This window comes from Aeromonas sp. FDAARGOS 1416, assembly GCF_019048085.1.
Taxonomy (GTDB): domain Bacteria; phylum Pseudomonadota; class Gammaproteobacteria; order Enterobacterales; family Aeromonadaceae; genus Aeromonas; species Aeromonas veronii.
On the sequence record NZ_CP077301.1, the window covers coordinates 3,453,850 to 3,466,704 of the forward strand.

The 12,855-nt window shown below is 62.7% G+C and carries 13 protein-coding genes; 4 read left to right on the forward strand and 9 right to left on the reverse strand.

All coding sequences use genetic code 11. The features are described from left to right. Window positions 1–58 precede the first annotated feature (58 nt). A complete protein-coding gene (gene sgrR, locus I6L46_RS15615; protein WP_216976256.1) occupies window positions 59–1,762 on the reverse strand; it encodes an HTH-type transcriptional regulator SgrR in 1,704 nt (567 codons plus the stop codon). Window positions 1,763–1,862: 100 nt separating this feature from the next. On the opposite strand from sgrR, the gene I6L46_RS15620 reads away from it, so the two are divergent. The 3 genes from I6L46_RS15620 to I6L46_RS15630 all read left to right on the forward strand — a co-directional run bounded on the left by I6L46_RS15620 (window position 1,863) and on the right by I6L46_RS15630 (window position 4,192). Then, entirely contained in the window at window positions 1,863–2,039 is a 177-nt protein-coding gene (locus tag I6L46_RS15620) for a hypothetical protein (RefSeq protein WP_005336463.1), read from the forward strand. Window positions 2,040–2,189: 150 nt separating this feature from the next. Beyond that, on the forward strand, window positions 2,190–3,458 hold the full coding sequence (locus I6L46_RS15625) for an O-acetylhomoserine aminocarboxypropyltransferase/cysteine synthase family protein (protein WP_216976258.1): 1,269 nt from the start codon (window positions 2,190–2,192) through the stop codon (window positions 3,456–3,458). A 107-nt stretch (window positions 3,459–3,565) separates the two neighbouring features. Then, window positions 3,566–4,192, forward strand: coding sequence for a glutathione S-transferase family protein (locus I6L46_RS15630; protein ID WP_216976260.1), 627 nt, complete (start codon window positions 3,566–3,568; stop codon window positions 4,190–4,192). A gap of 66 nt (window positions 4,193–4,258) precedes the next feature. On the opposite strand, the gene I6L46_RS15635 is transcribed toward I6L46_RS15630, so the two are convergent. Then, window positions 4,259–5,158, reverse strand: coding sequence for a DMT family transporter (locus I6L46_RS15635; protein WP_139406592.1), 900 nt, complete (start codon window positions 5,156–5,158; stop codon window positions 4,259–4,261). 137 nt (window positions 5,159–5,295) lie between these two features. After that, the gene (locus I6L46_RS15640) at window positions 5,296–5,736 is read right to left on the reverse strand and encodes a DUF2214 family protein (protein ID WP_075115790.1); all 441 of its coding nucleotides are present in this window, start codon (window positions 5,734–5,736) and stop codon (window positions 5,296–5,298) included. Between the two features lie 83 nt (window positions 5,737–5,819). On the opposite strand from I6L46_RS15640, the gene I6L46_RS15645 reads away from it, so the two are divergent. Continuing rightward, window positions 5,820–7,454, forward strand: coding sequence for a sensor domain-containing diguanylate cyclase (locus I6L46_RS15645; RefSeq protein ID WP_216976262.1), 1,635 nt, complete (start codon window positions 5,820–5,822; stop codon window positions 7,452–7,454). A 115-nt stretch (window positions 7,455–7,569) separates the two neighbouring features. Here I6L46_RS15645 and I6L46_RS15650 read toward each other — a convergent pair whose 3' ends face one another. Genes I6L46_RS15650 through I6L46_RS15675 form a run of 6 tightly spaced genes read right to left on the reverse strand, consistent with a single transcriptional unit; the run spans window position 7,570 to window position 12,849 of the window. After that, window positions 7,570–8,223 (reverse strand): HAD family phosphatase, encoded by a 654-nt coding sequence (locus I6L46_RS15650; protein WP_019445452.1) that lies wholly within the window; start codon window positions 8,221–8,223, stop codon window positions 7,570–7,572. A 39-nt stretch (window positions 8,224–8,262) separates the two neighbouring features. Beyond that, window positions 8,263–9,270, reverse strand: a complete 1,008-nt coding sequence (locus I6L46_RS15655; protein WP_216976264.1) for an ABC transporter ATP-binding protein — start codon at window positions 9,268–9,270, stop codon at window positions 8,263–8,265. 6 nt (window positions 9,271–9,276) lie between these two features. Then, window positions 9,277–10,053, reverse strand: coding sequence for an ABC transporter permease (locus I6L46_RS15660; protein WP_005355251.1), 777 nt, complete (start codon window positions 10,051–10,053; stop codon window positions 9,277–9,279). Continuing rightward, the gene (locus I6L46_RS15665; protein ID WP_216947537.1) at window positions 10,046–10,945 is read right to left on the reverse strand and encodes an ABC transporter permease subunit; all 900 of its coding nucleotides are present in this window, start codon (window positions 10,943–10,945) and stop codon (window positions 10,046–10,048) included. Before I6L46_RS15665 ends, I6L46_RS15660 begins: the two co-directional genes overlap by 8 nt. Continuing rightward, a complete protein-coding gene (locus I6L46_RS15670) occupies window positions 10,945–11,778 on the reverse strand; it encodes an alkaline phosphatase family protein (protein ID WP_216976266.1) in 834 nt (277 codons plus the stop codon). The genes I6L46_RS15665 and I6L46_RS15670 overlap by 1 nt, the downstream gene beginning before the upstream one ends. Window positions 11,779–11,787: 9 nt before the next feature. After that, on the reverse strand, window positions 11,788–12,849 hold the full coding sequence (locus tag I6L46_RS15675; RefSeq protein ID WP_005355254.1) for an ABC transporter substrate-binding protein: 1,062 nt from the start codon (window positions 12,847–12,849) through the stop codon (window positions 11,788–11,790). Between the last annotated feature and the right edge of the window lie 6 nt (window positions 12,850–12,855).

Consider the following 12,855-nt stretch of genomic DNA (forward strand, 5'->3'; position numbering starts at 1 on the left):
GGATCTTTCACGCAAGCGGCCGCGGAGCGCCCATCGGCCGCGACAGAAATTGGACGAACTATGGCGCCTCTGCGGGCTGATGGGGTGGCTCGGGCCGCAGCCAGGCGCTGCGAAAATCGAACCAGCCGAGCGCTGTCATCCGCACCCCGTGCACGCCGACCCGGCTCTCCAGCTCCAGCCAGTGGTGAAACAGCGGCACAAACCAGCTCTGCTGCTGCACAGTTGCCAGCAGGGCGCGGGGGCCGGGCTCCTCACCGCTGGCGCGCCACTGCATCAACCCTTGCCACAACTCATGCTGACTGCCCCACACCTTGCGCAGCAACGGGGTGCCCTGCAACCAGGCGTAGGGGGCAAAGGGGCCGGCATGTTCGAGGTTGAGGGTGCCGAGCCAGAGATCCACGTCTTCATCCTCGCCACTCACCCAGCGGCCATAATCGAGGGTGCGCACCTCGAGCCGGATCCCCTGTTCGGCCAGCAGACTGCTCATGGCGTTGGCGCACTCGTTGAACTCCAGATGCTGGTTGAAGCAGGCAAGCACCAAGGTCGTCGGCAACTGCGCCGGTGTGGGCAAGGGCGCGGGCAGAGCTTCGCGCCAGTGGGGCAGCAGGCCGAGGGCGCTGGTCCAGCCCCGTTGCAACTCGGGGGCGACCCGCCCCATCAGGGCTACCGGATTGAGCAGTTGGCCGAGCCACTGGCGCAGGGCGGGATCCTGCAAGGATCCGGAACGATCGTCCTGCAGCAGGAAGTAGCAGCCCGACTCCAGCTCCGATTCGCCGCGCATGGTGCCGAGCTCAGGGCTGTCGCGCCCCAGCTGCAGGTGGGTCTCCAGCCGCTCCGCCAATTCCGGCAGCATCCAGATATCGATCTCGTCGAGCAGGGCGCGCAGGCCGAAGTAGTCGTCAAACGCCGCAAGGCAAAGATGCAGGGGATCGTTGGCGGCCACCCGGTAAGGACCGGTGCCCACAGGTTGCAGGGCAAAGCCCGCCTCCCCCTTGAGCTCCCGCGGCAAAATGGTCGCCACCGGCTCCGCCAGCAGGTGGGGCAGCCAGGGATCCGGACTGTCGAGATAGAGATCCAGGGTGCGCGGCCAGGGGCTCTCCAGCCGATCCAGATGGGCGAACAGCGGGCGATCCCGCAGGGCCAGCAGACTCTCCATCACATCCTCCACCACCAGCTCGCGGCCGTGGTGAAAACGCACCGCCGGGCGCAGATAGAAGCGCCAGTGACAGGGGCCCAGACACTCCCAGTGGTGGGCGAGATCCCCTTCGATTTCCCCATTTTCCTCATTTCGCCGGGTGAGGCCGTTGAAGATCTGGCGGCTCAGGTGAATTTCGGAGCGGCGCATCGGGCCGGTGGGCAGCAACTGCGGCAATGGCCGATAGTATGGCACCCGCAGGATCTGGCGCCCCTCGCGAGTGGCCTGACCGAGTTGCTCGATCAGCAGCGGGGTGAGCAGATCGAGGCGATCTTCGGCCAGCCGCACCGCCTGCGCCAGCTGACCCTGACTGAGCAGATCCCGCAAGCGGCGCCGGGTCAGGCTCTCCTGACTATCGAGCAGGGTAAGTCGGGAGCGCCGCCCCCGCCCCGCTTCCGCCGACCAGCTGAGCCAGCCCTGATCCTGCATCCGCCGCAGCAGCAGGCGGGCGTTGCGCGGGGTGCAGCAGAGCAAATCCGCCACCTCGGCGAGGCTGATCTCCCGCTCGTCGCTGCCAAGCAGCTGGGCGAGTCGTTGAAATTGCTGGTAGAGGCGACCGGTCGGCATAAAAGAGGAAATCCTGTTGCTATAAGTCATCAGTTTTTACTTCCGCATTTTAGCGCAATACTGCTGATGAACGTGAGAGCCATAGCAGAGGAACACCATCATGAGCCACGCCAACCCCCTCAAACCGAACCGGATCCAGCAGACCTTGCGCCGTTACTTCAAGCGGATCCTGCCGCGCCCCTTGCCACTTATCGAGGATCCCATGCAGCAGCTCAACCGCCTGATGCAGTGGGACATGAACCAGATCGATGACAAGGAGTATCGCCGTCGTCTCTGAGTGCGGGCCATGCCAGCCACTCAGGACGCGCATCCCCTGCGGGCGACATTGCTTTGCCGGATCTTGCTGTTTACATCGGCCACGGGCCTGATAGATTGGACGTCTATCCATCTATAACTGCGACAAGCAACATCCAACAAGGAGTGTGTGATGAAAGATGCGACCCTGGCCCTGCACCACGGCTTTTCCAACGACCCCACCACCAAGGCGGTCGCCGTACCCATCTACCAGACGGTGGCCTACGAGTTCGAGAGCGCCCAGCACGGGGCGGATCTGTTCAATCTGGCGGTGCCGGGCAACATCTATACCCGCATCATGAACCCCACCAACGATGTGCTGGAGCAGCGGATGGCCGCGCTGGAAGGGGGGATTGCCGCGCTGGTGGTCTCGGCGGGTTCCGCCGCCATCACCTACGCCATTCAGGCGCTGACCGCCGCAGGTGACAACATCGTCTCCACCCCCCAGCTCTATGGCGGCACCTACACCCTGTTCGCCCACATGCTGCCGAGTTTCGGGGTCGAGGTGCGCTTCGCCAAGGATGACAGCGCCGAGGCCATCGCCGCCCTCATCGACAACAAGACCAAGGCGGTCTACTGCGAGAGCATCGGCAACCCGGCGGGCAACATCGTCGATCTGGCCGCGCTGGCCAAGGCCGCCCACGCCCGTGGTGTGCCGCTCATCGTCGACAACACAGTCGCCACCCCGGTACTCTGCAAACCCATCGAACACGGCGCCGACATTGTCGTACACAGCCTGACCAAATATGTCGGCGGCCACGGCAACTCGCTGGGTGGCGTCATCGTCGACTCGGGCAAGTTCCCCTGGGCGGATCACGCCGAGCGCTTCCCCCAGCTGACCAAACCGGAGCCCTCCTACCACGGGGTGGTCTATACCGAGGCCTTTGGCCCGGCTGCCTTTATCGGGCGGGTGCGTACCGTGCCGCTGCGCAATACCGGCGCGGCGCTGGCGCCGATGAACGCCTTCCTGCTGCTGCAGGGGCTGGAGACCCTGAGCCTGCGCATGGAGCGCCACGTGGATAACGCCCTGCGGGTCGCCAACCACCTCAAGCATCACCCCAAGGTGGCCTGGGTCAGCTATGCCGGTCTGCCGGGTCATCCCCACTATCTGCTGGCAGAGAAGTACATGGCCGGTCGCCCCTCGGCCATCCTCTCGTTCGGTCTGAAGGATGGCTACGAGGCGGGGGTGCGCTTCTACGATGCGCTGAAGATCTTCAAGCGGCTGGTCAATATCGGCGACGCCAAGTCGCTGGCCTGCCACCCGGCCTCCACCACCCATCGCCAGTTGAGCGAGGAGGAGCAGGCCAAGGCTGGCGTGAAACCCGAGATGATCCGGCTGTCGGTCGGGATCGAGGCGATCGAGGACATACTGGCGGATCTGGATCAGGCGCTGGAGGCATAAGTCAGGTGTTGAGAGAGCGGGCATCAGCCCGCTCTTTTTTAGCCCGCGGTGAACCTGCCACTGTGCCGCTGCGTATAACCACCTTCCGTCACTGCGTCGAGGTTTCCATGATAGTCCTGCACCACCTGAACAAATCCCGCTCCCAACGCATCATCTGGCTGCTCGAAGAGCTGGGCCAGCCCTATGAGATCAAGGCGTATCAGCGCGATGCCGCGACCTTTCTGGCACCGCCCGAGCTAAAAGCCATCCACCCCCTCGGCAAGTCGCCAGTCATCGAGTTCGACGGCCGGGTGCTGGCGGAATCAGGCGCCATCACCGAGTACCTGATCGCCCGCTACGCCGCCGATCGGCTGGCACCGGCACCAGATAGCCCGGAGTATCCCGAATATCTGCAGTGGCTCCACTTTGCCGAGAGCTCCGGTATCCTGCCGCTGCTGCTCGACATGTTCGTGCGCAAGGATGGCAGCCCGATGCGCTTCCTGCCGGACTACGCCAAGGCGGAGTGTGCCAAGGTGCTGGGCTACCTCAATGAGGTACTGGCGAATCGCCACTATCTGGTGGGGGATCGCCTCTCCGGCGCCGACATCATGAACTCCTTCTTGGTGGATCTGCTGGCGCAAAATGGTCAGCTGGCCCACTTCCCGCACCTGCAAGCCTACTGGCAGCGCCTCAATACCCATCCGGCCCGTCAGAAGGCGGTAGAGCTGGAGCGCGAGCTGGATCAGCGCCCCTGATCCGAATCGCCATCATGCAAAACGCCCCGACTGTCGGGGCGTTTTTGTTATGCAGCGGGCTGCGGTTTACTTGGTCGCGGGCACCTTGTCCCGGCGCGACTTCCACCACCATCTCAAGCGGATCTGGGAGATAAGCATCCCCGCCAACATCAGGGCGCAACCGGCAATGGCTCGCTCATCCAGCGTTTCATCCAGCAACAATACGCCACCCACGGCGGCAAAGACAGTCTCCAGACTAAGGATGATGGCGGCGTGGGCCGGATGAGCGCCCCGCTGCCCCACCACCTGCAGGGTATAACCGACCCCGACCGACACCAGCCCGGCATAGAGCAGCGCCTGCCAACCTGCCACGGCGCCGCTAACAGTCGGGGTTTCGATAACAAAAGCAGTGGCGAGGCTGAGCAGGCCGCAGACTACGAACTGCACTCCAGCCAGCTTGATGGGGGCAACCCGGTTGGAGTAGTGATCCACCAGCAGCAGATGCACAGCCCAGAACAGGGCACCAACTACCTGCAACAGATCGCCAAAACCGATGGTGAACTCGTCGGTGACGCTCAACACATAGAGGCCGGCCAGCGCGATGATGGCGCCGATCCAGGTATTGAGGCCACTCTTGTGGCGCAGCAGCAGCCCCAGTACCGGCACCAGAATGATGTAGAGCCCGGTGATGAAACCGGCCTTGGCGGCAGTGGTATAAAGCAGCCCCACCTGCTGCAGGGAGGCAGCACAGAACAGCACCAGCCCGGCCAGCACACCACCGATCAGCAGTTGGCGATGGTCGCCCGCGACGGCAACAGGTTGTCGGGATTTGAGCCACCAGAGCAGCGGCAGCAGGGAGAGGGCGCCAAGCAGAAAGCGCAGGCCATTGAAGGTATAGGGCCCCATGTGATCCATCCCGAGGCGCTGGGCGACAAAGCCCATACCCCAGATGGTGGCAGCCATCAACAACATCAGATTGGAGCGCATGGCGATTCTTCCTTAAATCGGCGCGTGACGGGTTATCCGATCCAAGATACCCGCCTCCCTATCCTCTTGTCTCCACTCTTTGTCTTCGCTCTCGCTCTCAACGCTCTGCATCGCACTGCTTTTGAGCACCGCGAGTGTTACAGCAGCGAGGGTTTGGTGAACACGGCCAACAGGGCAATCAGTAGCAGATTGCCCCGCAGGATCCACACCACCCGGAAGTGCTGCTGAATGGAGATCATCGGCGCCTTGCCCAGACGCAGGGCACGACGCCAGCGATAGAAGAGGCGGCTGGGATAAACGAGGGAGCCGACAATCAGCAGAAACAGCCCCATCTTGAGGCTGTGGGCAGGATGGGCAAAGATCTCTGCCACCGAGCTGGCATGTTCGAGGGCCAGCAGACACCCGGTCGCAAAGATGGAGAAGAGCGCCAGCGCTGCCACCCCATCTGCCAGCAGCAGGCGGCGCACTCGCAGCATGTTCAGGCCGCGCCGAAAGATCAGATACTCGACACAGAGGGCAAGGATCAGTACCGCTATGCTGCCATAATGAATCATTGAGAGCAGAGTGTGGTTCAACATCGGAAACATCTCATTTTCTGCCTTTAGACGAGCCGCACAGCATCATATATGCTGGTGCCACCCGAGACGAAAAGGATCTGTTCATGTCCCCCGCCAAGCCCAAGAACACTTGGTCTTTGATCACCCGCATGCGGCTGGGCCTCCTCTTGCTCTTTATCCCTGTGTTGCTGCTCGGCAGCATCTACTACCTGCATATGGAGCGCACCCTGCGCCACGAGCAGCAACAGAACCTGATTGCTCGCAACACCCAGTATTTCCATACCCTGATCGAACCCTATCTGGCGACCCTCAAACGCCAGTTTACGCTCATTTATCAGCAGGTAAATTATCAGGATTTCAGCGGCCCGGAGATCCTTAACGGCGAGCGCTACCTGCAACAGTGGCAGGCCTATCACAAGGTGATGGAGCTCGATTACGTCTATGTAGGCACCGAGCATCGCAAGATGCTGATCCACCCCTCCTGGCAGGCCGACGAGAAGTTCGATCCCAGAACCCGCCCCTGGTATCTGCTGGCATCCAGCCATCCCGGACAGATTGTCTGGACCGATCCTTATTACGACTACACCTTGGGCACTCTCACCATGGCGCTGGCTCGGGTAATTAAAGATCCTGACGGCAAGCGGGTTGGCGTACTCTCGCTGGATACCCAGCTCACCCCCCTCGCCAGCTGGCTAAACAGTCGGCATGAGCAGAGTCACCATCTGGGTAATGGCTATCAGCTCCTGCTCAACCATGACGGGCTGGTGCTGGCCCATCCGGATCGCGGACGGGTATTCAAACCCCTCGCCCACCCCGACTGGCTAGCCCGGATGCAACAGCCGCAGGGCTTTTTCCTCGATGATGCCAGCGGCCTGATGGTCTCCTACTACCGCATCCCCGAGCAGCGCTGGATCCTGCTCAGCGTCGAGCCGACTGCCAGCATGCAGCAGGTGATCGACAGCGTCTCCATCAACGTGCAGCTGATGATTGCCGTCGCCTGCATTCTCTATCTGCTGCTGGCCCTGCTCTGGTCACGTTACTTCCGCCGGATGCTGGGGGAGATCACCCTGCTGATCCGCGCCAGCCGCTCCGGCGGTATCGCCTACAACGGCCGCCGTATGCTGGAGCTGGCCAAGGTCTATGAAGAGATGGATGCCGCCAGCCAGGACTTTGCCCAGATCCGCCTCCAAGCCCATCAGGACAAGCTCACCGGGCTCTACAACCGTCGCTTCTTCGACGAGTGCCTGCAGAAGCAGCTCAACAGTGGCGCCCCCTTCGGGGTGGTGATGTTCGATCTGGATGATTTCAAGCGGGTCAACGATACCCATGGCCATCAGGCAGGGGATGTGGTGCTCAAGCGGGTGAGCAAGCTGGGCATGAATCTGTTCCACGAGTGGGGCTGGTTCTGCCGCTATGGCGGCGAGGAGCTGGTGCTGATCTTCCGTTACGGCGAAGAGCAGCCGATGCTTCCCTCACTGCTGGAAGCGTTCCGGCTCGGGGTGGAGCAGCTGGAGTGGCGCGAACCCGATCTCACCATCACCATCAGCGGCGGGGTGGCCTTTAGTCGCTCCGGGCTCTCGGCCAAAGAGCTGGTGGAGCAGGCCGACAAAGGGGTCTATCAGGCCAAGCGGGAGGGGAAAAACCGTATCTGCTTCCCGCTGCGCCACACCCCTCACCAGAGTGCCGAGGAGGACATTCCCGCCTTTGGCGAGCCCCGGCAACAAACCAACGAGGGGTAGCCACCGCCGCCAGCATCAACCACAACGTCGTCAGCAAAAACACAGAGAGAGGCTCCAGCCTCTCTCTTTGTTTTTCGTGCTTCTTGCCGCACGTTAAGCCTGTGTGGCGCGCAACTCAGCGCTGCCACTCCCACACCGGCCAGCCCAGCTCCTCGGCTTGCTGACGCAGCGCGGGGGCAGGATTGACCGCATGGGGATGGCTCACCGCCCGCAGCATGGGCAGATCGTTGTGAGAGTCGCTGTAGCCAAAGCTACCCTGCCAGAGGTGGTCCCTGCCGGCAAAGAGCTGGTTGATGCGGGCCACCTTGCCTTCGCGAAAGCTGAGGGTGCCGCGGGTCTGGCCGGTCAGCATCCCCTCCTCCTCATCGAGCAAAATGGCAACGCAGTGATCCATCCCCAGCATCTTCGCCATGGGGGCCACCAGATGCTCGCCGGAGGCGGAGATGAGCACCAGATCGTCGCCCCGCTCCCGATGCCATTCGATACGTGCCAGCCCCTCGGGGTAGAGGCGCTCGCGCAGCACCTGCTCGGCAAAGCGGGTAGAGAGCGAGTCGAGCCACTGGCGCGTCTTGCCCGCCAGCGGTTGCAGGGTGAAGGCCATGTACTGGTGCATATCCATCTTGCCCTGATGGTAGAGGGACATCATGGCCTGCTCCTCCGCGATCATGCTGGCGGGGGCCAGCTCCTCGGCCACCATGTACTCCAGCCAGAGGCTGGCGGAATCCCCCGCAATCAGGGTCTCGTCCAGATCAAACAGTGCCAGTGCCATGGGCGCTCCTCGCAGTGAAAATGGAAATGAAATGCGGCCTCATGCTACCTCACAGAGTTGATCCCGGGCCACCGCCAGGGTCACGGCACTGCCGATGGCCAGCAGATCGCCAGCCGAACGGTTGAGGCAATCCACTGTCAACAGCCCCGCCTCGCACTCCACCTGATAGCGGATCACGTTGCCGAGCAGCTGTTGCTGACGAATGATGCCGGGCAGGCTGGGTTCGCAGCTGGTCATCCCTGCGGGCAGCAGGGTAATGGACTCCGGCCGCAGCGCCAGCTTGCCCTGAAAACGGGGGCCGAACAGCGACTTGCCCTGCTCGGCGCCAAGCAGGTTGTAGTTGCCGATAAAGCCCGCCACAAACTCGCTGGCGGGACGGGTATAGATCTCCTCCGGCGTGCCGCTCTGGACGATGGCTCCCTTGTTCATCAGGAAGATCCGATCCGACATGGTGAGCGCCTCCTCCTGATCGTGAGTCACGAAGATGGTGGTGAGCTCAAGGCGCTGCTGGATCTCGCGGATCTGCTGGCGCAGGCTGCGGCGGATGCGGGCATCCAGCGCCGAGAGCGGCTCATCCAGCAGCAGGATCCGCGGCTGCACCACCAGAGCCCGGGCCAGTGCCACCCGCTGGCGCTGGCCGCCGGAGAGTTCGGCCGGATAGCGGCGCTCGAAGCCGGTCAGCTCCACCAGCTCAAGCGCCTCCTGCACGCTGGCGGCGAGATCCCGCCCCGGCTGGGGTTTCATCTTGAGGCCGAAGGCAACGTTGTCCCACACCGTCATGTTGGGGAAGAGCGCATAGCTCTGGAACACCATGCCGATGCCGCGCTTCTGGGGCTCCTGCCAGGTGATATCTTCACCGGCCACCCGCACCTGACCGCCATCTACCGGAGTGAGCCCGGCCAGCGCCCGCAGCAGGGTCGATTTGCCGCAGCCAGAGGGACCGAGCAGGGTCACCAGCTCCCCCTTGCGGATGCCGAATTCGATCCCCTCGAACACCGGCGTATCGCCGTAGGATTTATGCAACTGATTGACTTCTAAATGAAACATCTTGGATCACCGATGAAATCTATTGGCCGCCCAGGTGAGCAGCAGGGTCAGCAGGAAGTAGCTCATCACCAGCGCACTGGTGAAGTGGCCAGAAGTGGCGCGCATGTTGTAGAGGTAGACCTGCAGGGTCTCGTAACGGGTGCCCACCAGCATGTTGGCAAACACGAACTCGCCGAGCAGGAAGGAGAGCGACAGAAACAGCGCCGCCAACAATCCCTTTCGCAGGCAGGGGATCACCACCAGCAGGAAGGCGCGCCGACTACTGGCCCCCAGCAGATGGGCGGCATCCATCAAATCCCTGAGCGGTACCCCTTGCAGGCTGTTGGCCAGCGCCCGGTACATAAATGGGAGCACCACGGTGAACCAGGTGCCGATCAGGATCCACGGCGTGCCGATAATCGGCAGGACACCATCGGCGTAGATCTGCAGCAGCCCCACTGACGAGACCACAGGTGGCACCGCGAAGGGGAGCAGGATCAGCAGGTTCATCCAGGGATCCAGCTTGGGGAAGTAGTAGGCCACCACCAGCACGGTCGGTACCAGTACCAGGGTCCCCAGCAGCAGGGTGGCGAAGCAGACCAGCAGGCTGCGGCCAAAGGCCGCCAGAAAACGCGGGTCGCCCCACAGCTTGAGATACCAGTCGAGAGTGAAGCCGTCCGGCAGCAGGGTCGCCCCCCAGCGGGTGGAGATGGAGTAGAGAAACGTGGCCAGCAGCGGCAGCAGCAGGGTGGCGACCAGCCCACCCAGCACCCACTTGGGCCAGCGCGGCGTCAAATCATGCATGGGATTGCCCCTTGTTTACATAGCTCTTTTTCAGCAGCCACTGGTTGGCGGCCGTCACCACCCCCAGCAGCACCATCAGGATCACCGCCAGCGCCGCCGCCATATTGGGTTCGAGGAAGATATCGCCGGAGACCAGACTGGCCACCCGGATGGTCACCAGATTGAAGTTGCCGGTGGTGAGGGCGTAGGCGGAGGCATAGGCCCCCACCGCGTTGGCAAACAGGATGATCAGGGTGCCGAGCAGCGCAGGCGTCAGTACCGGCAGCGCCACGTGCCACACATACTGCCCCTTGCTCGCGCCGAGCAGCGCGGCCGCTTGCGGCCACTCATCCTGCAGCGCATCGAAGGCCGGATAGAGCAGCAGCAGGGCGAGCGGGATCTGGAAGTAGGTGTAGATGAGGATAAGGCCGCTGCCCGAGTAGAGGTTGAAGCCGTCGATAAGGCCCCAGGATTTCAGCAGCAGGGTCACCGCACCGTTGATGCCGAGAATGATGATGAAGGCGAATGCCAGCGGCACACCGCTGAAGTTGCCGGTCATGGTGACGAAGGCCAGCAGCACCCGCTTGACCCGCTCGCCGCTGTGGCGCAGCGCGGCTGCCCCGAGGGTACCGATAGCCAGCCCCGCCAGACTGGCGATACCGGCGATGCGCAATGAGTTGCCGAACGATTGCAGGTAGAAGGGGGAGCTCAAAATCTCCCGGTAGTAGTCGAGGCCCCAGCCATCTGGGGTCTGAAAGCTGCCCACCAGCACCCACACCATGGGAGCGAGCTGGAACAGGATCATCAAGAGTATAAAGGGCAGCAATACCAGTGCGGGCAGCCAGTGGCGGCGCACCTTCTGCTTGGTGACCACGGGTTGATCCGCGAGGATCTCGGTGGTGGCAGGCATCATCAGTGCACCTCGCGCATAAAGGCGGCCTTGAGCAGCGGTGGCGCTGCCGGCTTGTCGTGGGAAACCCCCAGCAGATCCGCCATCAGGGCGCAGAGCTGGGTCTGGGCGATCACTACCCCATCCGGCCAGCGCTCGATAAAGGCATCGCCAAACAGCCAGAGTGGCACGGTGCGCTCTTCCGGCAGGGTGCCGCCGTGGCTCAGGTCGTTGTTCATGCCGTGATCCGAGGTGATCACCACCTGATACCCCTCCGCCAGCCACTGGGGCAGCAGGTCGGCCAGCAGGCTGTCCATCCGGCGCGCCTGATTGCGGTACTGGCGGGAATCGAGGCCAAACTTGTGGCCCGCATCGTCCACCCCCATCGGGTGGATCAGCAGAAAATCGGGGTCGTACTGGCTGCGCAGCCATTCCCCATCCATCAGCAGATGGCTGTCGGGATAGTTGTCATCCCAGTAGAAGCAGCCGTGCTGAATGGGCAACTGCTCGTCGTGAGTAAAGCGATCACGGGCAGCCAGCCAGGGGCTGCGGTTGTAGAGTTCGCTCACCCAATGGTATGCCGCCGCTGCGGTGCGTTTGCCCGCGGCGCGGGCCAGATGGAAGATGGAGTCATGCAGACTGAGGCGACTCACCCCGTTGTGGGTGATGCCGCTCACCACCGGCGGCACGCCGGTCAGGATGCACTCGTAGAGGGGTCGGGAGAGAGACGGCAGGGCAGCATTTAGGGTCGTATGCAGGCCCCGCCCCGCCTCCACCATGCCACCGAGGTAGCCCATGGTGTGGGCTACCTCGGCTGCCAGACCATCCACAAGTACCACTATCACCTTGTGTTGCACTGGATTTCCTTACTGCATGTTGATCATGACGGTTTCTTGCCACTGGCGCGGCAGGGCTTTGGAGCTCTGCTCCCAGGCGGCGTGATCCTGCACCGGCTTGGCATTGGCGTACTGCTCGGCTGGCAGCAGCTTGGCCTTCACATCATCCGGCAGAGTCACGTTGCTGCGGATCGGGCGGGCGTAGCCACGGGCCAGGTTGATTTGACCGGCATCGGAGAGGATGTATTCCCGCGCCAGTTTGGCGGCGTTGGGGTTCTTGGCCCACTTGTTGATGATGGTGGTGTAACCGGCGATGACGGAGCCGTCGCTCGGGATCACCACATCAAACTTCTTGGGGTCGATCTGGTCGCGGTAGTTGAGGGCGTTGAAGTCCCACAGCACACCCACTTCCACCTCGCCCTTCTCGATGTTGGCGATGGTGGGATCGTTCAGGGAGAGACGACCCTGCTTGGCCAGCTGGCCGAACAACTCCAGGGCGGGCTTGAGATTCTTCTCGCTACCACCGGTGGCATAGGCTGCCGCCAGCACGCCGTTGTTGGCCTGGGAGGCAACGCCCACGTCACCCAGGGTCACCTTGTAGTCGCCGCCGAGCAGGGATTGCCAGCTGGTGGGGGCTGCCTTGACCAGATCCTTGTTGATCAGGAAGGCGATGGTGCCGGTATAGGCCAGCATCCAGTGACCGTCCGCATCCTTGGCCCAATTGGGAATATCGGCCCAGGTGGAGGGCTTGTAGGGTTGGGTAACCCCCTGCTTGACCGCAACCGGACCGAAGGCGCCGCCCACGTCGCCGATATCGGCGGTGGCATTGGCCTTCTCGGCGGCGAACTTGGCGATCTCCTGCGCCGAGCTCATGTCGGTATCCTGATGCTTGATGCCGTAGATGCTGCCCAGCTGCTGCCAGGTATCCTTCCAGTTGGCCCAACTGTCGGGCATACCGATGCTGTGGAGCTGGCCTTCACCGCGGGCGGCCTTTTCGAGATCCGCGATATTTTCGGCTGCATAGCTATTTGTGGCAAACAACGGTTGGCTGATGGCCACCATGGCCAGTGCACTTGCGATCACGCTTTTCATCATCCC

Coding starts and splice junctions, on each gene's coding strand:
- I6L46_RS15635 (WP_139406592.1), bottom strand. CDS start 5,158: ATGCGCTCCAATCTGATGTTGTTGATGGCTGCCACCATCTGGGGTATG.
- I6L46_RS15650 (WP_019445452.1), bottom strand. CDS start 8,223: ATGGCACTGGCACTGTTTGATCTGGACGAGACCCTGATTGCGGGGGAT.
- sgrR (WP_216976256.1), bottom strand. CDS start 1,762: ATGCCGACCGGTCGCCTCTACCAGCAATTTCAACGACTCGCCCAGCTG.
- I6L46_RS15645 (WP_216976262.1), top strand. CDS start 5,820: ATGTCCCCCGCCAAGCCCAAGAACACTTGGTCTTTGATCACCCGCATG.
- I6L46_RS15665 (WP_216947537.1), bottom strand. CDS start 10,945: ATGATGCCTGCCACCACCGAGATCCTCGCGGATCAACCCGTGGTCACC.
- I6L46_RS15660 (WP_005355251.1), bottom strand. CDS start 10,053: ATGCATGATTTGACGCCGCGCTGGCCCAAGTGGGTGCTGGGTGGGCTG.
- I6L46_RS15640 (WP_075115790.1), bottom strand. CDS start 5,736: ATGTTGAACCACACTCTGCTCTCAATGATTCATTATGGCAGCATAGCG.
- I6L46_RS15630 (WP_216976260.1), top strand. CDS start 3,566: ATGATAGTCCTGCACCACCTGAACAAATCCCGCTCCCAACGCATCATC.
- I6L46_RS15655 (WP_216976264.1), bottom strand. CDS start 9,270: ATGTTTCATTTAGAAGTCAATCAGTTGCATAAATCCTACGGCGATACG.
- I6L46_RS15620 (WP_005336463.1), top strand. CDS start 1,863: ATGAGCCACGCCAACCCCCTCAAACCGAACCGGATCCAGCAGACCTTG.
- I6L46_RS15625 (WP_216976258.1), top strand. CDS start 2,190: ATGAAAGATGCGACCCTGGCCCTGCACCACGGCTTTTCCAACGACCCC.
- I6L46_RS15675 (WP_005355254.1), bottom strand. CDS start 12,849: ATGAAAAGCGTGATCGCAAGTGCACTGGCCATGGTGGCCATCAGCCAA.